We start from the raw sequence: 23,007 nt of genomic DNA, 5'->3' as shown, positions 1-23,007 counted from the left end.
TGAGGGAAGCGTCCCGCCAGGCCCGCGGCCCCTGTCCGCCAGGTCCGCGGCCCGCCCCGGGCCTGCGGCCCATCCGCCATTCGGCCCCGTCCCACCTGCACGAACACCGAGTGCCGCCGAGCGTTGGGCCATGGCACAGACAAGCCCCGGCCCGGCGGGCGGCGACAGGCCCGCCGGGGAGCCCCACACCGGTGGCCCGTCCCAGGCGCGGCGGCTGCGTATCCGTACGGCACGCCGCATGGCCCACCGCCCGTCCGGCCCGGCTCCCCGCGCCGGTACGGGGCCCGCCGGCACGGAGCCGGGCGCCGGGCCACGCGTCCCCCCGCTCCTTGGGACCGCCGCAGCGTACGCCTGGCGGCTCCTGGTGGTGGGCGCCGCCGTGTACGCCGTCTTCTCGCTGCTGGGGCGCTTCCACGAGATCGCCGTGGCCGTCTTTCTCGGACTGGTCGCCACCGCGCTGCTCCGGCCGGTGACCGATCTGCTGGCCCGCAGGCTTCCACGGGCGCTCGCCGTTGCCATCACCCTGATCGGCAGCATGATCGTCGTCTTCGGCACCCTCGCGCTGATCGGCGAGGTGGTCGCCGGGGAGCGCGCCACGCTCCAGCGGGAGTTCGGGGCGGGCCTCGGCAGAATCGAACGATGGCTGGAGGAGCCGCCGTTCCGGCTCAACCCCGACACCCTCACCGATGTCCGGTCCCGGATCGGGCAGTTCCTGTCCAGCCACCGTTCCACTCTGATCAGCACGGCGCTCAGCGGCGCCGGGCGGCTGGTGCAGGTGCTGACGGTGCTCGCGCTGGCACTGTTCTGCTCGGTGTTCTTCCTGCACTCGGGCGACCGGCAGTGGAGCTGGTTCTGCGGCCGGCTGTCGGCGCGGCTCAGGAGCCGCGTGGTGCTTGCCGGACGGGCGGGCTGGCGGACCTTCACCGGGTACACCCGGGGGATCGTGCTGGTGGCCGCCACCAACGCCGTCCTTGTCGGCGTCGCCCTCTACGCACTCGGTGTGCCGCTCGCCGTGCCCCTCGCACTGCTCGAGTTCTTCGCCGCCTTCGTTCCGCTGATCGGCTCGCCCATCGCACTGGCCGTCGCGGCGGTGGTGGCGCTGGCGTCCAAGGGGCCGGTGATCGCGGCCGTCGTCGTCGCACTGATCGTGATCATCGGCCAGATCGAGGGGCATCTGCTGCACCCGCTCGTGATGAGCTGGGCGGTCCGGCTGCACCCGGTGGTGGTCGCGCTCACGGTGATCGGCGGAGCCATCGCGGCGGGGGTGGTGGGCGCGGTGGTGGCCGTCCCGCTGGTGTCGGTCATCTGGGCGGCCCACCTGGCGCTGCGACGGCCGGATGAGCCGGGCCGGGAGACAGGTCCCGAGGGCCGGGCATGAGCAGGGCCCGGGCCGCCCGTGACGGGAGACCCGGGCCCTCGGCCCACGGTGGGGTATGTCAGCCGATCTCGGCGCCGAAGACGCTCAGCGCCTCGGTCACCGGCTGGAAGAAGGTCTCGCCGCCCGAGGTGCAGTCACCGCTGCCGCCCGAGGTGAGCCCGATCGCGGCGTCGCCGGCGAAGAGGGAGCCGCCGCTGTCGCCCGGCTCGGCGCAGACGTTGGTCTGGATGAGGCCTTCCACGATGTCGCCGTTGCCGTAGTTCACGGTGGCGTCGAGCCCCGTGACCTCGCCGTCGTGGACCTGGGTGGTGGAGCCGCTGCGCTGCACCTGCATACCGACGGTCGCCTCGCCCGCCTGGGTGATGGCCTGCGCGCTGCCGTTGTAGAGGTCGACCTCGCTCGGGTGCTCGGTGCTGCCGCTGTACTTGACCAGCGCGAAGTCGTTGCCCGGGAACTGCGAGTCGACCATCGTGCCGATCGGCGCGCCGTCCGCGGACTCGGACCACTCGCTGCCGGACTGGCCGCAGTGGCCGGCGGTGATGAAGTGCGGTTCGCCGTCCTTGACCACGTTGAAGCCCAGCGAGCAGCGTCCGCCGCCGGAGTGGATCGCGTCGCCGCCCGCGATGAACGGCTTGAACTCACCTGTGGTCTTCTTGAGCTCGGCCTTGCCGCCGAGGCCCTTCACGACCTGCTGCAGCTTGGTCCACTCCGCGCCGGAGACCGTGCGGTCGGCCGTGACGACCACCTTGTTGGTGACCGGGTCGGTGGCCCACGAGGTGCCGGGAATGGACGCCTTGTCGGTCAGGGTCTGCCGGGCGCCGGTCAGCTCGGCAAGGGTGTTCTCGACGATTCTGGCCTTGCCGCCCGCCTCGCGAACGGTCTGCGCGGCCGCCTCGTCCACCACGTTGACGACGAGGGCCTTGGCCTTGGTGTCGTAGTACGCGCCTGCCTCGTCGGCTCCCAGGTCCGCCTTCAGCGTGACGGCGAGATTCCCGGCAGCCGGCGCCGTCAGCGACTTGACGCTGAACTGCTCGGTGTTGTCACTGGCGTTCGCACTCTGGAACGTGAGGCCGGCGGCGACCAGGGCGACGATCGCGCCACCGGCGATCGCTGCCTTCCGCTTGGGTATGCGTCGGTGCTTCAACGTTTGACCTCCTGTGGGGGCCGCGCCCGGCGCACGTGGGGGTGGCCGGACACGGAGGATCGGCCGCCCACTATTCCGACGCGTCGCACTCGCACACAAGGTCGACCGCGGGACGGGCACACGACACCACGGTTGCGTTCACAGACTCTTCACAGGAGGCCGGATTGCAGCGGCACGTCTGCGTCCTGATGGGTAATCACCGGACGTGCGGGGAATTTCAGGCTCATGATGTCTGCATAGGGCAGGTACGGCCGAAGGGGGGCGTTCGGGTGCGACGTCGGGTGCACGCGGCGGACGGGCGGCATCTGATGGTGGAGCGACTGGGCGATCCGCGCGGCAGGCCGGTCTTCCTGCTGCACGGCACGCCCGGCAGCAGACTGGGCCCGGCGCCGCGCGGCATGGTGCTGTACCAGCGCGGCACACAGCTGATCGCGTACGACCGCCCCGGCTACGGCGGTTCGGACCGGCTGGCAGGCCGCAGCATCGCCGATGTGGCCGAAGACGTACGGGCGATCGCCGACGCACTCGGCCTGGAGCGCTTCGCCGTGGTGGGCCGCTCCGGCGGCGCCCCGCATGCGCTGGCCTGCGCGGCTCTGATGCCCGAACGGGTCACCCGGACCGCCGCGTTAGTGACGCTGGCCCCCAAGGACGCGGACGGACTCGACTGGTTCGAGGGCATGGCCGCGTCCAATGTGCAGGAGTACAGAACGGCGTTGGCCGACCCGGCCGATCTCGTCGAACGGTTCATCACACGCTCTGCCGAGATCAGGAAGGATCCGGTCAAGCTCCTCGACGATCTGCGCCGGGAGCTGACGGACTCGGACCGCATGGTGGTCGCGGACGCGGGCGTCAGATCCATGCTGCTGCGCAACTACCGGGAAGCGTTGCGCACTTCGGCGTACGGCTGGATCGACGACGCACTGGCCTTCCTCAGCCCATGGGGCTTCGATCCCGCGGACATCAAGGGTCCGGTGATGCTGTGGCACGGTGAGAAGGACGTCTTCGCGCCGGTCGGCCACTCCCGCTGGCTGGCGCAGCGCATCCCGGGCGTGACGGCAGTCCTCGAACCGGCCGCCGCGCACTTCGACGCGCTGCACGCGCTGCCGAGGATCCTCACCTGGCTGCTCGACGACTGACCCCGGCGCCGGGGCCCGCGGACGGACGCGGGGCGCCGCCCCTCGGACCTGACTCCGGCCCCGCCACACCACGCAAATGCCGCCGCCCGACCACCCCGACCCAGGAACCCGGCGTCGGCCTCCGCACCGCCCGACGCGCACCCCGAAGCCCGGTGCGGGACGCACTGCCCCGCACCGCGCCTTCGGGCCTCACACCGCCAGCGGCTCCAGGTCGCGGTGTGCCCTGCGCTCGTCGCGGGCGATCCGGGTCAGCGCATGCTCGTCGCCGAGCTGGCGCTGCAGCTCCTTCAACGTCTCCGTCCGCAGCTGCCCCGCCTCGTCCTTGCGCCCCAGCAGCCCGAGCGTGACGGACAGGTTGGAGGCGATGCCGAGCACCTCCGGGTGGTGCTGGCCGAGCACCTTGCGCAGCTTGGCCACGGTCCGCTGCTCGATCTCCAGTGCCTCCTCCAGACTGCCCAGATCCGCAAGGGCGTTGGCGAGGTTGATGGTGCAGTACAGGGCGTGCGGATGATTCTCGCCGAGCACTTGGCGCATCACCGCGGAGACATTCTGCAGCAGCTGCGCCGCGGACTCCGCAGACCCACAGCCCCATGTGTAGATGCCGAGGTTGTTGATGGCGGCCAGGGTGTACGGGTGCCGCTCCCCCGGCACCAGCCTGTACTGGTCGACGACCTCCTGCGCCAGGTCCCGCGCCGCCACCGGCTCACCGGCCGCGAACAGGTCGGCCGCCAGGTTCAGGTCGCAGGCCAGCAGGTCCGGGTTGGCCGAGGTGTACTTGGCCCGGTAGCGGATCCGGGTCGCGGTCGTCAGCCGCCGCGCGTCCTCCAGCCGGCCGGCCCTGCGCAGGGAGACCGCCAGGCTCTTGGCGGCAGCCAGCGTGCCGGGGAAGGCCCGGCCGAGCTGCTCCTTGTAGCGCTCGTAGGTGCGGCTGAGCAGCGAAACGGAGTCCTCGTACATCCCGAGCTCCCTCATGTCCCGGGCGAGATTCATCGCGCAGGAGAGGGTGTACGGGTGTGCCGGGCCGTGGAGCTCGAAGCGCCGGTCGAACAGGCTCTGGTCGAGCTCGAGCGCCTCGGCGTACCGCCCGACCATGCGCAGGTTCAGGGCCAGGTTGTTGGCCGCGGCCAGCGTCCGCGGATGGGACTCGTGGAAGATCTGGCTGAATCCCTCGTGCGCCCTGGTCGCCAGCTCCATCGCCGTGCCGTACTCGCCGAGCGCGCCCAGGTCGGTCGCGAGTCCGCTGGTGGTCATGTAGGTGTGCGGATGGGTTTCCCCGAGCACTCTCCGCTGCCTCTCCAGGGTCTCCTCGTCGAGCTCCTTGGCCTCCACGTAACGCCCTTGGGAGCGAAGGATGTTGGAGAGGTGGAAGCGCAGATACAGGTACTGGAGGTCGTCGTTGCCGAGCATGTCCCGCCATGCTTCGCGCAGATCGTTGGCGAGGACGGAAGCCGTGTTCCAGTCGCCGCGCTTCCACAGATAGCGCACCCGGTCGATCAGCAGCCGCCGCGTCTCCGGCTCCTTGCAGTACCGGGCCTCCGACGGGCCGAGGTGCGGCCAGATGGTGGCGAACCGCGGCCAGGTCTCGGGGTTGTCGATCGGCTCGTCGTCGTCGGGCCGCGCCCCGGCGAGGATGCGGTGCACCGCGTGCCGCGCATCCATCTGCTCCTGTTCGCCGAGCTGGGCTCTGATGACCGCCTGTACCAGCCGGTGCACCTGGATGCTGTTGGAGACCTGGTCGACCTTGGCGAGGGCGAAACGGCCGATCTCCCGGATGACCCGACCGAGCACCAGCTTCTCCTGGAGCGACGCGTCGTAGGGCTTCAGCTCGTCGATCATCTCCTTGCTGTAGAGCAGGTTCGCGGAGATCGGCTCGGGTGCGAAGAAGGCACAGAGCTGCAGCAGACGCACGGCGGCGGGTGAGCGTTCCTGGAGCTGCTCGATGGACACGTTCCAGGTCGCGGCGACCGGTTCGGGGTAGCCGGCGGGCTGGTTGAGCGCGAGGACGCTGGTGGCCTGCTCCCTGAGCTGTTCCAGATAGGCGGCGACCGGGGTCGCGGTCTCGGCTATCCAGGCGGCGGCCTGTTCGACGGCGAGTGGCAGGTCACCGACGGCCGTGGCGACCTGATCCGCGTCCTCGACGCTCAGCCCTCGCGCGCGACGCTGGATGTGCTCGATGGACTCCTCGCGCAGGAAGACGTCGACGGGCAGGGCGTCCCCGTACTGCGACCAGGTCTGGTTGCGGGAGGTGACGAGGACGTGCCCCGGTCCGCCCGCGGGAAAGTACTGCTTGAGCTGCTCGGGATCGTCCGCGTTGTCGAACACGAGCAGCCAGCGGGGGGACGGCACGCCGCGCCGCAGCAGGTCGATGGCTTCCTGCGAGGCGGCGGCCATGTCGTCGCCGCCCTGCGCGCCGAGGCGGACGGCGAGTTCGGCGAGTCCGGCCACCACATCGTCCTGCTGCTCTGCGGAGATCCACCAGACCAGGTCGTAGTCGGCCATGAACCGGTGGACGTACTCCAGCGCCACCTGGGTCTTGCCGACGCCGCCGAGTCCGTAGAGAGTCTGCGGCTGCGGCAGCACCGCGGCCACGGACATACCGCCGCCGAGCTGGTCGCGCATCCGCTCGAGGACCACCGAACGCCCGGTGAATCCAGGGTTGCGCGGGGGCGCGTTCCAGATCTTCGGCACGGTGCCGGGGAAGCGCGGCCCGGCCGACGCCGCCTCGGGCAGCTGCACCGGACGGTCGAGGGAGCGCAACAGCGACGCGGTGGCCTGCACCTCGTCGAGGCGGAACAGGTCGACGGGGTTGCGGTCGATGTTCGGACTGGTCATGCGTACGTCGCCGACCCGCACCTGCACCAGCTGACGCCGCGCGCCCGGTTCGGCGGCCGCGGCGCGGGAGAAGACGTCCACGGCGTGGGCGGACTTGAGGTAGGCGGGCGACAGCAGCACCACGGTACGGGTGGCAGCCTCGTCGCTCTGCGTGTCGACCTCGACGCGCTCACGCTCGGCCGACACATCGCGCGGCACGACCCGGAAGCCCGCCCGGGTCAGGACGTACTCGACCCAGTCGGCCCACATGCGGTTCTCGGCCACGTAACTGAGGAAGAGGTCGGCGGGCAGGGCGGGCCGGCGGCGTGTGAACGCGTCCCTGATCCGCAGCCGTGCCTCGTCGCCGACCGCGGGCATGGAGGTGATCTCCTGGTCGGTGATGACGGCGGTGAGCCGCTCGAAGGCGGAGAGCAGCGAACTTGTCAGCCCGGCTTCGTCGCCGAAGGTCGCGAGCGTCTCCTCGTAGGCGTAGTACGGCCGGTACGGAATCTCCACCGCGCCCCAGTAGGCGGTCAGTTCGTCTCCGGTGAGCCCGCTCGGGATGCCGTCGAACTTGAGCCGGGCCAGAGCCCGCCCGGCATCCGCCTTCTCCTTCTCGCCCTCGTCGATACGGCACGGCACCGGGAAGATCCTTATTCCGCGGCCGCCGTAGCGTTCGTCGATCTGCCGGGCGACGGCGGCGGCGCCGTCGATGGACTGGTCGGAGAGGGTGAAGCAGTCGACGAGCAGGTCGGGCAGGTGGACGGTGCAGATGTCGGCGATGTCGCTGAGGCCGGTGCGGCTGTCGATCAGCACGTAGTCGTAGTTGGTCTTCATGTCGTCGCGCAGCGCGTCGAAGAAGTGTCCGCCGCCGAGCCGGTCGTAGAAGTTGTCCCAGTCGAAGGTGGACACGGTCGCGGAGTATTCGCGGTTCTGTCTGCCGGCCGAGACGAAGTCGAGTGTGCCGCCCTCGGGGAATTGCCAGCCCAGGCTCTCCGGTGTGAGGGAGACGGCGTGCGGCTGGATGCGTGCGTAGTCGAGATGCCAGTCGTCGCGGCGCGGTTCCGGGTTGGTGGCCGCCCAGGCGTACTCGGTGATCAGATCGATGACACCGGTGGTCGCACCGAGGGTGGAGGGGTCGAGAAAGGGGTGGAAGAACTTGTGCAGGCCGGGTGCTTCCAGGTCCCAGTCGACGGCGAGGACCCGCTTGCCGTTCGCGGCCAGGATCCAGGCCACGTTGGCCAGGGCCATCGTGCGGCCCGTGCCTCCCTTGTACGAGTAGAAAGTGATGATGCGCCCGTCACGACTGGCTGTCATCCGTGTCCTCCGCATCAGGGGCTATGTCACGCATGTTCGGGACGTAGTGCGTGGTGCTGTACTCGGCCGCCATCGGGCCGCGCAGCCGGGGCCGTTCGCTGCGGCTGCCACCGCCCGGCGGGGCGGGCGGGAAGACCTCGGCGTGCCGCAGGTACTCCTGGGCCGCCGACTCCACCACCTGCGGCAGCAGTTGGCCGAACGCCTCCATGCTGAGCACGCCCTTGGCCGCGGCACGGCAGGCGGTGCGGCCCTGGCGCATCTGGTGCGGCATGGTGCGCTCCAGCTTCTCGATCAGCTCGGCCTCCGAGGCCCGGCTCTGCGGGTCGTCCCGGTTCCACGGGACGACGACGCAGACCCAGGGCCGCGGCTCGGCGTCGAAGGCCGCGAGCCGCCGGCGGCGGTCCTCGTCCTCCAGCGCCCAGCGGTCGACGAGCAGGATCTCGGGCCGGGTGGGCGGCTGCCCGGCGTCGGCGGGTGTCTCGTGGTCGAACGACGAGACGCTTGCCTGGTAGTTCAGCGAGCGCACCAGGTCCTGGGCCACATACGCCAACGGTCTCGCGGAGTCCGGATGGTAGGGGTTCCAGTCCTGGGACTGTTTGCCGTAGTAGTCGGAGGCGCGGCCTTCGGGGAGGTCGTGCTGGGTGGGTGCGGCCACGGTGACGTGCATGGGCCGTGGGCCGCCGGTCGGTCTACCGAAGGCGCTGGGCGCCTGGCGGTAGTCGACGGGGTTGCCGGACGGCACGCGCGTGGTGTCCGCGACGCTGACGATGCGTTTGGCCAGTTCGTAGACGGCGGCCTCGTACTCCTCGGCGAAGATCCGGAGTTTGATCAGCCCGTAGAGCCCGTCGGTCACATAGCGGTCGCCGAAGGCGCGATGGTTGAACTGCAACCGCTCGGCGGGTCCTGGGAGTTGCTCCGGAGGCATCGGCACCCATAGCGCCGGGACGATCGCCTCGGCGGGCCGGTTGCTCTTCGCCTGGTGGTAGATGGCCCGTTGGGCGAAGGCGTACCACTCCTTGCCACACATCTCGCTGGCGAAGTAGCGGGGGGAGAAGAGCGGGACGAAGACCCGGCAGGTGGCGAGAACTTCACCCAGCCGCTCGGACCAGCCCTCTCCCGACCGTATCTCCCGGTCGATGAACCCGGCGGGTGCGCCGGCCGGCAGATCGGTCATGGCCATCACATGGCCGCACAGATCGCGGAAGAGCCGTTCGACCCACATGTCGGGGTCAGGGCCTCCCGCTCCGTACCGCGGTGTGTGTGCGTAGCTCAAAAAGAAGTACGGCCGATGATCAGCCGTCCGTTGCGCTGAATCCGACACACGACCCCCGTCCTGTGTGTAGCCCGACCTGACACCCACGATCGATGAAAGATGCGAGCGACGACTTCATCATTCCGGAGCAGGACACACTCCATGCCCCCGACGTTCAGTCATTCAACGCCGCTTTTCGGTCATCCATCTCTCCGCATGGTCGACCGCATCCCTGATCGAGAACAACCTTGTGACCGCTCCCCCCAGTTGTCTCTCCTGTTTCAGGCCATCGAAGAAAGCACTGCCGATGACACCGAAATCGCTGTCGTCCAGTTCGATGTCCTTGTACTCGGTCCATTCCCGGCCGCCGTCGGGCCGGGGCACCACACAGCGATAGGTGCGCAGGGGCACCTGGGTGCGGTACTCGGCGAGATGAAATGCGGTGCACACGCGGTAGCCGGTATTGATCATCAGTACCCGCGCATCGGCCCGGTAGAGCGCGCCGAGCGGTGAGCGCTCACCGAGATGGCAGGTCAGCGGATGGTCGGCGAGGAGTTCCGCGGAACGGTGCCCGATCGCGGCGAACGAGGTCTGCGGATGACCGCTGCGCAGAGCCCCCTCGGCGGTGCGTACGGACTCGGCCAACCGGCCCATCCCCTGGCTGGGTGTGGTGCCCGCGTGAAAAGCCGGCATGTCCGCCCGGAAGGCTGCCTCCTGCTGGGGTGACATGCCGCTCACCTGGGCCCGGTAGGCCGGGGAGGTGTCGGAGTTCTCCGCCGTGAAGGCGGGCACCACCAGCGTGCCACCGGGGCCGAGTACGTCCAGCAGGGCGTCGCGCACGGCCGCTGCGCGCAGTCCGGTGCCGTGCAGGGACGCATGGACGAGCAGGGTCATGCCGCTGCGTACGCCCGCCTCCCGCACGCTGTCCGCCAGGTTCCGGTCCTGCCGGGGGTCAGCCACCACGGGTGGCCTCCGCCCGCAGGACGGCCACCAGGCGCTTGCCGTCGACGGTCAGTTCGGCACTGCTCTCCAGGACGGCGAGTGCGGGTCCGGCCGGTGCCGCCTCCCTGGCGTCGAGTGCCCGCAGTCCGACGCGTTCGTACACCTCGGCCAGCAGTTGCGACACCGGCAGCGGCTCGTCCTGCCAGGGGGCGGGGTGGTGCCACCAGCCGTCCTGGGCCCAGAGGTCCGTGACCTCGGTCAGCGCCTGGAGTTTGGCGCGGCGGAAGCCTCGCAGCAATGCGGCCGCCAGCTGGACGGGCGGGCCCTGGAGCCTCAGGCCGAGGGCTCCGTAGCCGTGCCGTCCGACGGACGGCCCGCCGTCCGGGAGCGGTGTCAGGGTGGTGAGCGAGTCCGCGATCTCGGCGGCCTGGCGTGGGTCGGCCCGCCGCAGCAGCGTCCATGCCTCGGTGAGCGGTCCGGGGTCCTCGTCCTCGTGCACCGGTTGCCGGAAGTCGCGGTGCGGGTCGATGTCGTCGAGCACCAGGTCGGGCCAGCCCTCGAGCCCGGGCCTGTGTACGGGCCGCCAGCCGTCGGCGGCGACATCTGGGCGTACGCGTAACGCCTCACGCCCCGGCACCCGCACCCACAGCTCGTGCCGGCTGCCGCGTACTTCGGCCTCGCACTGGTCGGGGACCCCGGCCAGCCGCAGCTCGCCGAGGGTGGGCAGGGCGAGCGTGCCGCCCCGGCAGATGACCCGTACGGGCATGTCCAGCCCGCCTCGTACGGCCGCCGCCGCGACGTACGCGTCCAGCTGCAGTGCGAGCTCGACGGCGTCCGGCCGCTGCTCCTGGAGGGCGTCCCGGCAGGTGCGCAGCCAGCTGCGGGTGTAGGGATGGGCGAGGATCTCGTCCATCCCGTCCGACCGCTGCTCGACGACGGACGCCAGCTGCCAGGCCGCCCGCCACTTCTCGCCTCCGCGGCCGTCGAGGCGTGCGTCGAGCTCGGCGAGCAGAAGGCGGGTCAGCTCCTGCTGGAGGATGCGAAGGGCTTCCGGGTCGGTCACGGCCGGGGACCCGGTCGCGGCCGTGCGCTGCTCGATGCCGCGGACAAGCGCTTCGAGGTCGGTGCAGTACACGGAGGGGTTGTCGAAGGCGGTGCCGGTGGCGTACCGGTGGGTGTAGAGCCCTCCGCCGCACGAGCGTACGACGGGGCACTGACGGCATGTCCGGCTGACGCCCGCCAGCCCGAGCTGTCGGGCGCGGACCCCGGGGTGGGCGGCGACCTCGTCGAAGGTGTGCGTGAAGACGTCGAATCCGGTGGCTGCGGCGCCGTCGTAGGCGCTCTTGAGCGAGTCGACCTGCTCCAGTGCGCCGTCGGTCTCGACGACGACGAGATCGGTGGGGGCGAGCCCCAGGGACTCGGTGAGGCTGGGACCGCCGGCGAGGGTGGAGAGCACGGACTCGAAGAGCCGTACCGGCACCGGCCTGCCCTGTGCTTCCCAGCGGTCGAAGACGGTGAGGATCCAGTCGGCGTACGCGGTGGGCGAGCCGTCGGGTCGGACCGGCGGGTCGGCCCAGGTGGCGTGCGGCAGCAGGAAGTCGATACGGGGCGGCGTGAGCTCGGTGAGGGCGTCGTACACGGCGTGGGGGTCGTTGGCCACGTCGATCGTGCAGAGCAGCCCGAGGAACAGATGCCGGTAGCGCTCCTGGCGGAGCAGGTCCACGGCCCGCAGAACCAGGGGATGGCTGGTGCGGCCGTCGGCGAAGCGGCGGTGGCGGTCGTTCGCGGCCCGGTCGCCGTCGAGGGAGATACCGACCCGGACCCCGAATTCGTCGAACAGGTCGAGGTATCGAGGACTGAGCTGCAACCCGTTGGTATGGATCCGCAGATCGAGGGCGGTGTCCTTGTCGAGGGCCGCGGTGAGCTCCTCGCAGATCCGCCGCAGGCGTGCGGGGCCCGCCAGCAGAGGCTCCCCTCCGTGCAGGATCACTGACACGGAGGGCAGGGCATGGCTCTTGGCATGCTCGGCCAGTCGCAGAGCTGTCCAGGAAATCGCTTCGTCAGAGATTGCCTTCGGGCGGGTTCGCCAACTCTGATCAGCGTGTTCGTAGATGTAGCAGTGGTCGCACGCAAGGTCGCACCTGCTGTGGACCTTCACCACAATCTCGCGGAAAGGGACCAGGGGTCCAGTCATTGCGCCAGTCTAGAGCGCAGACTGAAAGGTGGATGCCCGCATTGCTCGGTCGTCGGAAACCGGAAGCACGCGCGCCAGCTTCTTCGCGGCATCAGCACCACGCACGTCGATCTGCGCCAGCGGGGCCCGATTCTTCTTCGCAGCAGCGAAGGATGGGGAGGAGTGAAGCGTCATAGGGGGCCATCCTTGATGTTGTGTCCAGCTCAATGCCGTGTCCAGCACAGATACCACGCACCGTTGCGATGCCGGCGGCACGACTTTACCCTCATGGCCACCCGCAGCAACTCAGCGCGTGCGATACGGAACGAAAGAGTTTCGCAGCATTCTCGCAGGACAGTACGGAACGAGCCATTCCACCTAAAGGGTGAAGGCAAAACCGCAGACGGGGGTGCGTATGAGCGAGTTTCCGCGGCCATTGGAAAGCATGGTCTTCCGTAACTCCGACCTGCCGGTTCTCTTCCATCACACGGACGCAGCGGCCATCGCCCGCCAGCGGGAGGCCGTCGCCGCCACCCGCCACCAGCTCCTGCTGCTGGTCCTGGGTGCCGCCTTCGCCGCGCTGCCGTCCTCCCTGCGGCTCGGCGGGTCCTTCCAACTCATGGGATTCTTCAGTGCGTTGGCCTACGCGGGAGTGCTGGTGCTCAGTTACCGCTCCTCCCGGCGGCGAGCAAAGTCGCACTGGCAACTCAACCGCTCCGCCGCGGAGTTCATCAAGTCCATGTGCTGGCGCTACGCCGTCCACGGCACGCCGTTCGGAACCACGGAGGCCGGCACCGATGCCGACACCTTGTTCACCGCCCGGCTGGAGGAAGGGTTACAGGAGTTGGCCAAGGTCGGCTGGGAGGACCCGCGTGGCGCCGATGCGAGTGCGGCAGCCGCGGACCTGATCACCACACCCATGCGGCGGCTGCGGGCGAAGGCGTTCAGCATACGCAAGGAGACGTACGTCAGGGACCGGCTGATCGAGCAGCGCAACTGGTACCACCGGCGTACGGAGATATCCCGTCGCGCCACCGCGTTCTGGTCCGCGTCGATCGGCCTGCTCACGCTGTTCGCACTGTTCTTCGCCACGCTGCGGACCTTTTCGGTCGCCGGGTCCGTCCATCTGGCCGGGGTGCTGTCGGCCGCGGCGGCCGCGTGTCTCGCCTGGAGCGAGATCCGCCGGCACCAGCCGCTCATAGCCGCGCACTCGCTGGTGGAGGAGGGCCTGGCGGCGCTGCACACAGCTATGGAAACCACGGTCACCGATGCGCAGTGGCCTTCCGCGGTCTACGAGACCGAGCGGATCGTCTCGCCCCAGCACACGGACTGGCTTGCCAGGCACCGTAGTTGAGGCTGCACCAGTCCGGTCCTCAGTCGCGCTCGAGGCCCTCGCGCCACAGGACGGTCACCGGCTTGCCGAGATCTCTGGCGTAGCGGACGATATCGCCGGTTCCGCCGTGACCGCGGGCGGGGCGTCCGTCCCAGACCGCGAGAAGCCGGTCGCAACGGTCCGCGATATAGGCGCCGGCCGCGTAGTACGCCTCGTCGGTCGAGGTGGGGAAGGACAGCTGGATCTCCCGGGTGGCCAGGCTCTTCAGCCGTCGGTAGTGGGCGAGCTCGTCGGGCCGCGCGAAGCCCCGCTCGTAGTCGCCGCTGGGGATCACCACGGTCAGCTCCGCGCCGCAGGCCAGTGCGACATCTGCGAAGAGCTGGTCGGCGCCGACCGCCAGGGACGACAGCGCCTCCAGCGACCCCCGATGGCCGCAGAGCGCGGCATGCATACCGGCCCGGATATGAGCCAGCGCCTCAGGCGGGATACCCCGGTGGCCGGTCACTCCAATGCGTTTCACGAAGCCTGCAACCCCCGTCACTGCGACGTCCACGCCTCCTGACATCCTCTCAAACAGGGGCGGAACGTCGAAGCCCCCGTCCGGCATGCAGTGCATGCCGGACGGGGACTCGACCGGTTCGGTTGTCTTGCGTCGACGTCAGTAGACGCTCACTCCATAGGCGCTCAGTGCCTCGGTGACCGGCTGGAAGAACGTCGTGCCGCCCGAGGAGCAGTTGCCGCTGCCGCCCGAGGTCAGACCTATCGCCCGGCTGCCGGAGTAGAGCGGGCCGCCGCTGTCGCCGGGCTCGGCGCACACGTTGGTGCGGATCATGCCGTAGACGATGTCACCGCCACCGTAGTTCACGGTCGCGTTCAGGCCTGTGACGGAGCCGCTGTGGGTGCCGGTGGTGGAGCCGCGGCGGGTGACGGACATGCCGACGGTCGCGTTGGCGGCGCTGGTGATGTCGACGCTTCCGACGGAGCCCGGGTGTGACAGCGAGGTGTTGGTGTAGCGGACGATGCCGTAGTCGTTGCCCGGGAAGCTGGAGCCGGCGGTGGGTCCGATGCTCGTGGTGCGTGACGAGTTGGTGTACCAGGTGCCCGCGCCGTCGGTGCAGTGGCCTGCGGTCAGGAAGTAATAGGTGCTGCCGCTGCGGACGTTGAAGCCGAGGGAGCAGCGCCAGCTGGTGGCGTATACGGCGTCGCCGCCCGAGATGAGCTTGGAGAACGTGCCGGGCGTGCGCTCGATGCGCAGGGCTCCGGCGTTGCTGCCCGCCTCGCTCCTGATCCTGGCGATCTCGGCCTTGGAGACGGTGCTGTCGGCCGTGACGACCAGGGTGCCCCTGGCCTGGTCGATGTGCCAGGCGGTGCCTGCGACATCCGCTTCGAGCATGGCGTCGCTCGCGGCGGTGAGCTGGTTCGCGCTGAAAGTCTGTGCCGGGTCGGCGGTGGCGGTGGCGGTGGGGACGGCCAGTGCTGCGGCTGCGATCAGGCCGGTGGACGCGGCGAGCAGACGGATGCGTCTGGAGCTGCCGCTGCGGGGGATGGTGCGCTTGATCCTCACTTTTCGTTCCTCCCGAGGGGGATGGGGGCCCGTTGGTGGGGTTCGGGGCCCGTGAGGCGCAGCCAGGACGTACGGACACCATCCGGTCATTCCGCTTTCCGGACAGGCCATACACCTGACAAGCGCTGCTCGGGAGTATTCGTGCCGTCAACTTGCCGCACAAGGGCTCTTTTCGGCCGCTCGGCACATGCATGCCACATGGCCCCGGCGGCCTCTTCGGCCACCGGGGCTGTGCATGCGTCTCGGTGTTCGTCCGCCCCCTAGGACGGATCGGCGTCCCGGGCGGTTCCGTTCGCCGGCCGGGACCGCACGGGCAGTGTGTTCCCTGGCGGCGGGAAGGGGCAGACGAAGTGGCCCGCGAAGGCGCACGGCGGCAGCAGCACGGCTGAGGCGACGCTCACCGAGCGCTCCGGTGACGGCGCGGCCGGCCGCAAAAACCCGAAGCGGTGGCTGCTGTCACCGCTGGTCGCGTCGGCGAAGGCCGCCCACAGCGATCCGTCGCCCCGACCGGCGCCTTGAGCGTGCGATCCTCGCCGTCGAGGTCGAAGACGATCTCCCCGCCGAGGCCGGGACCTCGCGCGCGGCCCTCGGTGTTCTCGCCCCGGATGCTGTGGTCCCGCTCGTAGGCCCGGAAGTGTCCCGGCACTGCCCGGCGAAAGCCGTACGGTGCCGCCGCGAGGCCCCGAAAGGCCGTGCAGGCATGCCTGCGGGTCGAAGTCGCGCACCGCCCACAGGTCTTCGCGGCGCAGCACGACCAGTCGGCGCTCGCCTTGGGAGACGCGGTTCGGGGACCGGCGCATGGTCGGCGTTGAGGCGGATCCGGCAGGTGAGCGGCTTGCGGTCGACGGTGAGAGCGTCCGCGTCGGTGGCGCTGAGCCCCCCTCGTCACCTTCCTCGGTCCAGGTTCCCGGGACGGCCGGAATTGCCCTTCCGGGTGGTCGGCAAGCCTGGGGACACCTCCCGCCGAAGGCAGGGGGGAGGCTCCCGGTGAGGGACAGTGGGCCGTACGGACCCGGGATCATGGCGAGGCGCCTTCACGCACACGGCACCGTGCCGCCCCCTCGCCGCACTCGTCGTTCCCTCCTCCGAGTGAGCTTCACACCTCTCATGTTCAGGACACGCCGCACCGCCGGTTCGCGCCGAGACGGGAACGCGAGCCGGCCGGGACCAGGTGACCCGGTCCCGAGAGGTCCGACAGACCGTCAGCAGCCGTCGCAGGGGCAGCAGCAGTCGCAGTTCGGGCCGCAGTCGCAGTCGCACTTGTGGCAGCAGCCCTCGCGCTTCTTGCGGGACCAGGGGCCCTCGTACTCCTTGGCGCAGCAGATGCGGCAGGTGCAGAAGAGCCCGGTGGAGACCGCGCAGCCCGCCCAGAAACCGCGCGGCTTCGGTGTCGGCGGCTCGCCGCCGAACTGCGGGGGCAGGCCGCCGCCGGGGCCGCCCGGGCCGCCCGGCATGCCACCGCCGTAGGGGTTGTTGGAGCCGTAGGGTCCGCCGCCGGGATAAACCCCGCCCTGACCGTACGGGTTGCCCTGGCCGACGTACGGGTTGCCGCCCTGCCCGGGCTGCGGGCCGTACCCCTGGTGCGAGCAGGTGGTCGAGCCGAAGGCACGGTTCACCGAGGTCCGGATCTCGTGCACGAGCAGGACGTGCGCCAGTTTGCCGTCCACGAAGTCCGCGTCCCGCAGCGCCAGCCGGATGCCGTGCACCGCGTCGTCCGCGAGGCGGCGCGCCTCGGCGAGCGAGGTGCCGGTCGCCGTCAGCGGGTTCCACGCTCCCGACGCGGCGTCAGCCTCCTTGTCCTCGACGGCATCCAGCAGATGCGCGAGCCGCCCGAAGAGCCGGCCGGCCTCGGCGAGGGGTGCCACGTTCTGCGGGCGGCCGGCGAGCACTGCGGTGTGCGCGAAGGCGGCCGCCGTGGCCGTCTCGGTCGGCTCGGTCACCGTCAGCAGGGAGGTCCCCGGCCCGGCCAGCGTCTCGATCCCTGCCTGCCGGTCGACCGCGTCCACAAGCACCGCCGTGTCGAAGCCGAGCTCCGCGCCGGTGCGCGCACCCGCCCGGTCCCAGCCGGAGGCTATCCGGCGGGCGGCGGCGGCCACCGGTCTGCGGGCCAACACGCCGTCCCGGTCGGCGACGTGGTCCCGCACCTTCGCCGAGGCCAGCACCAGCGACACGGCGGCCGCCAGGCGCGCCCCCTCGCCGCGGGCGACGGGCGCGGTGCGCATGGCGCGCAGCGGGCAGGGCCCGGCGGTGCGCCGCTGTGCGGTGGTGCGCCCGGTCTGAGCCTCCGTCAGAACCGAGACGATCAGGCCGTCGTAGTTGGTGACGATCCTGGCGAACTGACCGTGGTCGGCGCGAAGTGCGAGACACAGGCCGCACAGATGGGCCATCCACTCGGTCTTCAGCCCGTCGCCGAGCCTGTGCGTGCAGGGTCTGACGATTCCGAACACGACGCCCCCCGAGGGTCGATCGACAGTGCGGCAGGCATCGTATCGAGTGATCCGTTCACCCATACGCCCCCGGGCTCACCCGTCCGGCCCGACTTTTATATTTTGATCCCCTCATGCCCCCTACGCAGGAAGAACATTGACGAATCGCCACATCTTCTGCACCAGTACCGTCACGAATCCCCTGCGCGGCGACTATCCACTTGGCGCGCGATCCGCATTATGGACGACCATAGGGGTGCGGAACGACAGAGACCGCAGTGAGACCACTGCAGCAGCGGAAGGAGGCGTCCATGGGTTCGGTACGCAAGGCGAGCGCCTGGCTGGGACTCGTCGAGGACAACGACGGGCGTTACTACGACGACGAGTACGCCGGGGATGCTGACACGGGTGACGCATGGGTCACCGACCCCAGGGTGCGCGTGGCCTCCGAATCCGCCCAGGAACAGGGCCGACGGATCGCCACCATCTCCCCGGACGGATTCCGGGACGCGCGCGGCATCGGCGAGCTGTTCCGGGACGGCGTTCCCGTCATCGTGAATCTGACCTCGATGGAGGCGGCCGACGCCAAGCGCGTGGTCGACTTCGCCGCCGGGCTGGCCTTCGGGCTGCGCGGCTCGATCGAGCGCGTGGCCACCCGCGTGTTCCTGCTGACCCCCGCCGACACCGAGATCGTCAGCGGGGAGTCCGCGGGGCGTGTGCAGGACGGTTTCTTCAACCAGAGCTGAGGGTGGGGGCACTCCCCCCAGACTTCGTCCGGGGGCACCCCCTCCCCGCGGTGGCCGGGGGAGCTCTCGCCGGCCGAACCGGGACCTACCGGAACGCGTCCAGGCCGGTGAGCGCCTTGCCCAGCACCAGCTGGTGCATCTCGACCGTGCCCTCGTAGGTGAGCACCGACTCGAGGTTGGTCGCATGGCGCATCACGGGGTACTCGAGGGAGATGCCGTTCGCGCCGAGGATGGTGCGCGAGGTGCGGCAGATCTCGATGGCCTCGCGCACGTTGTTGAGCTTCCCGAAACTGACCTGTTCGGGCCGCAGCGTCCCGGCATCCATACGCCTGCCCAGGTGGTGGGCGAGCAGAATGCCCTTGTGCAGCTCGACCGCCATGTCGGCGAGCTTGGCCTGGGTGAGCTGGAAGCCGCCGATCGGCCTGCCGAACTGCTCGCGCGTGCGGGCGTACGCCACCGCCGCATCGAAGCTGGAGCGCGCGGCGCCCATTGCGCCCCAGACGATCCCGTAGCGGGCGTGGCTGAGGCAGCCGAGCGGTCCGCGCAGTCCGGTGACCTCCGGCAGCACCGCGTCGGCGGGCAGTCGTACCTCGTCCATGACCAGTTCGCTGGTCACGCTGGCGCGCAGCGACCACTTGTGCTTGATCTCGGGCGCGGAGAAGCCGGCGCTGTCGGTGGGGACCACGAAGCCGCGGATGCCGTCGTCGGTCTGCGCCCAGACGACGGCGACGCCGGCGACCGAACCGTTGGTGATCCACATCTTGCGGCCGGTCAGCACCCAGTCGGCGCCGTCCTTCTTGGCGTAGGTACGCATGGCCGCGGGGTCGGAGCCGACATCGGGCTCGGTCAGGCCGAAGCAGCCGATGGTCTCGCCGGCCGCCATGCCGGGCAGCCAGCGCTGCTTCTGCTCCTCGGAGCCGTACCGGTGGATCGCGTACATGGCGAGCGAGCCCTGTACGGACACCAGCGAACGGATGCCGGAGTCGGCGGCCTCGAGCTCCAGGCAGGCAAGTCCGTACTGGACGGCGGTGGCCCCGGCACAGCCGTAACCCTCGAGCGACATGCCGAGCGCGCCGATCGAGCCGAGCTCCCGGGCCAGCTCCCGGATGCCGGGCAGCTCGCCGCGCTCGTACCAGTCGGCGATGTACGGCAGGACACGGTCGGCGGCCCAGGTGCGCACGGTGTCTCGGATCGCGAGGTCCTCGGCATCGAGCAGATCGTCGATGCCGAGCGGATCGCCGGCGTCGAAGGGCGGCAGCTTCGAGGGTGCGGACATGGTCTGGCCTCCGGCGGCTCTCACACAGCGGAACACGAACACACGACGGACGAAAACTAGCAGTGCTAGTTGCGGCTGACGTTACGGCTCAGTGTGCCGCGCGTCCAGACCCTGCCGCCTCCGCCGGCTCACGGCCGGCCGGGATCGAGACCTCGGGCAGCCGCTGCCTCGGGCACTTGTCTACCGCCGACTCCATCATGCGCGGCAGCTTGAGCGCCGCCAGGGCGCCGACGAGCAGCAGCCCGGCGCTGACCAGCAGCGTGACATGCAGACCGTGGACGAAGGAGTGGCGGGCCGTGGTACGCAGCGCGTGCCCCGCCGGCCCGCCCAGCGTGTCGGCGACCTGGTAGGCCTCCCCCAGGGAGTGCGCGGCAGCGGCACTCGCCCGGTCCGGCACTCCGGACAGGGCGGTGACCGCCGGCGCGTACGCGGCGTTCATCACGCTTCCCAGCAGGGCGATGCCCATGCCCGCGCCGAGCTGGTACGAGGTCTCGCCGATCGCGGCCGCTCCCCCCGCCTGGTGGGCCGGGGCCTCGCTGAGCATCGACTCGTACGCCCCGAACAAGGTGCTCTGCAGTCCGAAGCCGAGCAGTACGAACGCCGCGGTGAGCAGCCAGGGCCGGTCGTGCTGGCCCATCACGGTCAGCAGCAGCACGGAGGCCGCGGTCAGGACGAAGCCCCAGCCGACCATCCGGCGCGGGCCGACGCGGTGCAGGGTGTACGAGCCGGTGGCGCCGGCGGCCATCGCGGCGAAGGTGAGCGGCAGCAGCCGCAGGCCGGTCTCCAGCGGGCTGAGCCCGAGGACCAGTTGCAGGTACTGGACGGCTATGAGCTCCAGGCCGACGAGGGCGAGCATCGCGAGGATGATGCAGCCGACGGAGGAGGAGAACGCGGCCCTGGTGAACATCTGCATGTCGATCAGCGGGTGTTCGCGGCGGCGCTGACGCCGTACGAACACAGCCAGCAGGACGGCACCGACCAGCAAGGGACCGAGGGTGCCGGCGTCGAGCACCCGGTCGCCGCCGCCGAGGCGCTTGACTCCGAGAACGACTCCGAGCACACCGGCCGCTGCCGTCAGCGCGCCCAGTACGTCCCACGGTCCGTCCGCCGAGCCCCTGGACTCGGGCAGCAGCCAGCGGCCGACGGGGAGGATCAGAGCCATCAGCGGGATGTTGATCAGGAAGACCGAGCCCCACCAGAAGTGCTCGACCAGAAAGCCGCCGAGCACCGGGCCGGTCGCGGCTCCGATCGCGGCGACAGCGGTCCAGATGCCGATGGCCATGGCCCGCTCGCGGCGGTCCGGGAAGACGTCGCGCAGTATCGACAGCGTCGCCGGCATGATCATGGCGCCGCCGACGCCGAGCAGGGCGCGCGCGCCTATCAGTACCTCGGGTGTGGGCGCGAAGGCGGCGACCGCCGAGGCCGCGCCGAAGAGGCCGTAGCCGATCAGCAGCACCCGGCGACGGCCGACCCGGTCGCCCAGCGTGCCGAAGAGGATCAGCAGGGAGGCACAGATCAGCGGATAGGCGTCCACGACCCACAACAGCTCGACACCGCTGGGTCGCAGATCCTCGGTGACGGCGGGAACGGCGACATGCAGCACGGTCGCGTCGAGGGCGACGAACAGCAGGCTGACACAGAGGACGACGAGGACGACCCAGCGGTTGGCACCGCCGCCGGCGGCACGCAGGCGTGCTCCGGCCGTGGTCGTCACGGACATGTACGTACCTCCCAGTGAGTCCCTCGCACTCGGCGGGCCAGCGCCGGGGACGGTATTTGCTTGTCGTCCCGGTGGGCGGCCCGGCGTCGACGCGCGAGCGAGCCGCCAGCGTACGCGAGTTCGGGCGCGTGATGCGTGGTCGATCTCTCACCTGGGCGAATGCCCCGGTGTGGCGTACGCCACACCCCGCGGGAGCGAAGACGATCTTGGCGGGCCCTGAACAACGGGGAAATTCCGCACGGTGCACCGGTGAACCATTTCGAACCCGAGATAAGAACGTGACAGGAAGACCGTCCGATAAATAGGGAACCGGGTCACCCGCTTTTCCTGACGGACCGTGAATAGAACCGGCCCTGAGACATACTCCACATCACATCGGCATCACAAAGCCCGTGGATCGGCCGGTCCGCTCACTCACTCGCTGTAACGTCGATTAGGTGCGTACCGACATCTTTGCCCGGCTGGACCGGGAGCCGGAACCGCCGAAGATAGAGATCCCGCGGATGAGCCGCACCCGTCTCGCCCTCTTCGGCGGGACGTCGGCGTTCTATCTCGCCATCGTCGTCGCCGTTCTGGCCTCGACCTGGCTGGTGGCCCTCGACTGGAAGCTCATGCTCTTCCGGCCGTACGAGCAGTGGCCCGAACAGCACGCGCTCCTCGACTACTACGTGGTGCTCGGCCAGCGCGGCCCGACCGCCGTGATGGTGGCGGCCTGGCTGGGCTGGCGTTCCTGGCGCCAGCACACGCTGAGGCCGCTGCTGGTGCTCGGCGCTGCTCTGCTGCTGCTCAATGCGACCGTTGGAGCGGTCAAGATCGGTCTGGGCCGGCTCGGCCCTCACTACGCGACGCAGATCGGCTCTGCCGAGCTCTTCGCGGGCGGCGATATATTTCCGTCCGGACACACCGCCAATGCGGTGGTGACGTGGGGAATCCTGGCCTATCTGGCCACCACCCCGCGGGCTCGCCGCTATCTGTCGGCACTGTCGGCCGTGGTCTCGCTCGGTGTGGGTCTGACCACCGTGTATCTCGGCACGCACTGGCTGAGCGATGTGCTGCTCGGCTGGGCCGCCGGCCTGCTGATCATGCTCGCGCTGCCCTGGTGCGAGCCGCTCATCGGCCGTGCGGAAGCCTGGATCCTGGCACTGCGCGACCAGTGGCGTGCACGCGGTCGGCTCACTCCCTCCCTGCCCGTCGCGGCGGGCGGTCTGCGGCCGGCGATATTCCCTCAGCGCGACCCGCACAGCAGTGATCCGTCCCGCGAGCCGGTGGCCACGGTCGGCCACACCCGGCCCGGGCAGGCAGGCAGGACGAGCGGCCACCTCACCCAGCCACGGCCGCATGCGATCCGCTCGGAGCGCGCGCCCATCACCCCGTCGGGCAGCCGCAGACCACCGCACTCGCGGCCGGTCGCGGGCGGCTGATCCGGCCCTGCGTCCCTGCTGTATGTGACAGGCCCCGGCACTTCGGTGCCGGGGCCTGTCACATACAGGCAGGGACTGTCAGCCCTTCCAGCAGCGGATCACCGTGCCGTCCACGACCTCGAAGTTGAGCCGGCCGACCATGTACTCCATGGTGATGATCGCGCCCTTCGGCAGCGATCTGACGGATGTCCAGCCGCGCTCACGGGCCAGCAGTTCGGCGGCCTGCGCCCCGAGGCCGACATACGAATCGGGGGCATCCTGGGGTTCTTGGGAGGAAGACGGTATGGGTGCCATGCACCCACGGTAGGCGGCAGCGGACGGTGACGGAAGGCGGATCACCAGCTTGCTCAGCAGCCTCAAGTACCCCA

At 70.1% G+C, this 23,007-nt stretch carries 18 protein-coding genes; 5 read left to right on the top strand and 13 right to left on the bottom strand.

The window, feature by feature from the left end; translation table 11 throughout:
• Positions 1-238: 238 nt before the first annotated feature.
• Entirely contained in the window at positions 239-1,378 is a 1,140-nt protein-coding gene (locus OHS70_RS29560; RefSeq protein ID WP_328406004.1) for an AI-2E family transporter, read from the top strand.
• A gap of 58 nt (positions 1,379-1,436) precedes the next feature.
• Here OHS70_RS29560 and OHS70_RS29555 read toward each other — a convergent pair whose 3' ends face one another.
• A complete protein-coding gene (locus OHS70_RS29555; protein ID WP_443062676.1) occupies positions 1,437-2,522 on the bottom strand; it encodes a S1 family peptidase in 1,086 nt (361 codons plus the stop codon).
• A gap of 269 nt (positions 2,523-2,791) precedes the next feature.
• On the opposite strand from OHS70_RS29555, the gene OHS70_RS29550 reads away from it, so the two are divergent.
• Entirely contained in the window at positions 2,792-3,658 is an 867-nt protein-coding gene (locus OHS70_RS29550) for an alpha/beta fold hydrolase (RefSeq protein WP_328402335.1), read from the top strand.
• Between the two features lie 189 nt (positions 3,659-3,847).
• Here the strand turns inward: OHS70_RS29550 and fxsT are convergent, their stop codons facing one another.
• From fxsT to fxsA, 5 genes are all read right to left on the bottom strand, one after another.
• A complete protein-coding gene (fxsT, locus tag OHS70_RS29545) occupies positions 3,848-7,786 on the bottom strand; it encodes an FxSxx-COOH system tetratricopeptide repeat protein (protein WP_328402333.1) in 3,939 nt (1,312 codons plus the stop codon).
• A complete protein-coding gene (locus tag OHS70_RS29540) occupies positions 7,770-9,107 on the bottom strand; it encodes a TIR-like protein FxsC (RefSeq protein ID WP_328402331.1) in 1,338 nt (445 codons plus the stop codon). Before OHS70_RS29540 ends, fxsT begins: the two co-directional genes overlap by 17 nt.
• Positions 9,108-9,221: 114 nt before the next feature.
• A complete protein-coding gene (locus tag OHS70_RS29535; protein ID WP_443062768.1) occupies positions 9,222-9,998 on the bottom strand; it encodes an aminoglycoside N(3)-acetyltransferase in 777 nt (258 codons plus the stop codon).
• Positions 9,991-12,174 (bottom strand): radical SAM/SPASM protein FxsBH, inactivated beta-hydroxylase extension form, encoded by a 2,184-nt coding sequence (fxsBH, locus tag OHS70_RS29530; protein ID WP_328402330.1) that lies wholly within the window; start codon positions 12,172-12,174, stop codon positions 9,991-9,993. The genes OHS70_RS29535 and fxsBH overlap by 8 nt, the downstream gene beginning before the upstream one ends.
• A 9-nt stretch (positions 12,175-12,183) precedes the next feature.
• Positions 12,184-12,348 (bottom strand): FxSxx-COOH cyclophane-containing RiPP peptide, encoded by a 165-nt coding sequence (fxsA, locus tag OHS70_RS29525; protein WP_328402328.1) that lies wholly within the window; start codon positions 12,346-12,348, stop codon positions 12,184-12,186.
• A 250-nt stretch (positions 12,349-12,598) separates the two neighbouring features.
• Between fxsA and OHS70_RS29520 the strand changes: the two genes are divergently transcribed.
• A complete protein-coding gene (locus OHS70_RS29520) occupies positions 12,599-13,507 on the top strand; it encodes a DUF4231 domain-containing protein (RefSeq protein WP_328405998.1) in 909 nt (302 codons plus the stop codon).
• A 19-nt stretch (positions 13,508-13,526) separates the two neighbouring features.
• Here the strand turns inward: OHS70_RS29520 and OHS70_RS29515 are convergent, their stop codons facing one another.
• From OHS70_RS29515 to OHS70_RS29500, 4 genes are all read right to left on the bottom strand, one after another.
• A complete protein-coding gene (locus OHS70_RS29515; RefSeq protein WP_328402326.1) occupies positions 13,527-14,006 on the bottom strand; it encodes a hypothetical protein in 480 nt (159 codons plus the stop codon).
• A 138-nt stretch (positions 14,007-14,144) separates the two neighbouring features.
• Complete coding sequence (locus tag OHS70_RS29510; protein WP_328402324.1) at positions 14,145-15,050, bottom strand: S1 family peptidase; 906 nt, start codon at positions 15,048-15,050, stop codon at positions 14,145-14,147.
• A gap of 260 nt (positions 15,051-15,310) precedes the next feature.
• Positions 15,311-15,850 carry a DUF1684 domain-containing protein gene (locus OHS70_RS29505; RefSeq protein WP_328402322.1) on the bottom strand — a complete coding sequence of 180 codons (540 nt, stop codon included), beginning with the start codon at positions 15,848-15,850 and terminating at the stop codon, positions 15,311-15,313.
• Positions 15,851-16,252: 402 nt separating this feature from the next.
• On the bottom strand, positions 16,253-17,497 hold the full coding sequence (locus tag OHS70_RS29500; protein ID WP_328402320.1) for a DUF5685 family protein: 1,245 nt from the start codon (positions 17,495-17,497) through the stop codon (positions 16,253-16,255).
• Between the two features lie 290 nt (positions 17,498-17,787).
• On the opposite strand from OHS70_RS29500, the gene OHS70_RS29495 reads away from it, so the two are divergent.
• Positions 17,788-18,222, top strand: a complete 435-nt coding sequence (locus OHS70_RS29495; protein ID WP_328402318.1) for a cell division protein SepF — start codon at positions 17,788-17,790, stop codon at positions 18,220-18,222.
• 85 nt (positions 18,223-18,307) lie between these two features.
• Here the strand turns inward: OHS70_RS29495 and OHS70_RS29490 are convergent, their stop codons facing one another.
• Together OHS70_RS29490 and OHS70_RS29485 are read right to left on the bottom strand one after the other, a co-directional pair.
• Positions 18,308-19,498, bottom strand: coding sequence for an acyl-CoA dehydrogenase family protein (locus OHS70_RS29490; protein ID WP_328402316.1), 1,191 nt, complete (start codon positions 19,496-19,498; stop codon positions 18,308-18,310).
• Between the two features lie 88 nt (positions 19,499-19,586).
• A complete protein-coding gene (locus OHS70_RS29485) occupies positions 19,587-21,218 on the bottom strand; it encodes an MFS transporter (RefSeq protein WP_328402314.1) in 1,632 nt (543 codons plus the stop codon).
• A gap of 437 nt (positions 21,219-21,655) precedes the next feature.
• Between OHS70_RS29485 and OHS70_RS29480 the strand changes: the two genes are divergently transcribed.
• Entirely contained in the window at positions 21,656-22,639 is a 984-nt protein-coding gene (locus OHS70_RS29480; RefSeq protein WP_328402312.1) for a phosphatase PAP2 family protein, read from the top strand.
• A gap of 78 nt (positions 22,640-22,717) precedes the next feature.
• Here the strand turns inward: OHS70_RS29480 and OHS70_RS29475 are convergent, their stop codons facing one another.
• Positions 22,718-22,933 carry a proteinase inhibitor I78 gene (locus OHS70_RS29475; protein WP_328402310.1) on the bottom strand — a complete coding sequence of 72 codons (216 nt, stop codon included), beginning with the start codon at positions 22,931-22,933 and terminating at the stop codon, positions 22,718-22,720.
• Between the last annotated feature and the right edge of the window lie 74 nt (positions 22,934-23,007).

It is taken from the genome of Streptomyces sp. NBC_00390 (assembly GCF_036057275.1).
Lineage (GTDB): Bacteria > Actinomycetota > Actinomycetes > Streptomycetales > Streptomycetaceae > Streptomyces.
Note: the sequence above shows the minus strand (reverse complement) of the source record. Positions and strands in the feature narration are given on the sequence as shown.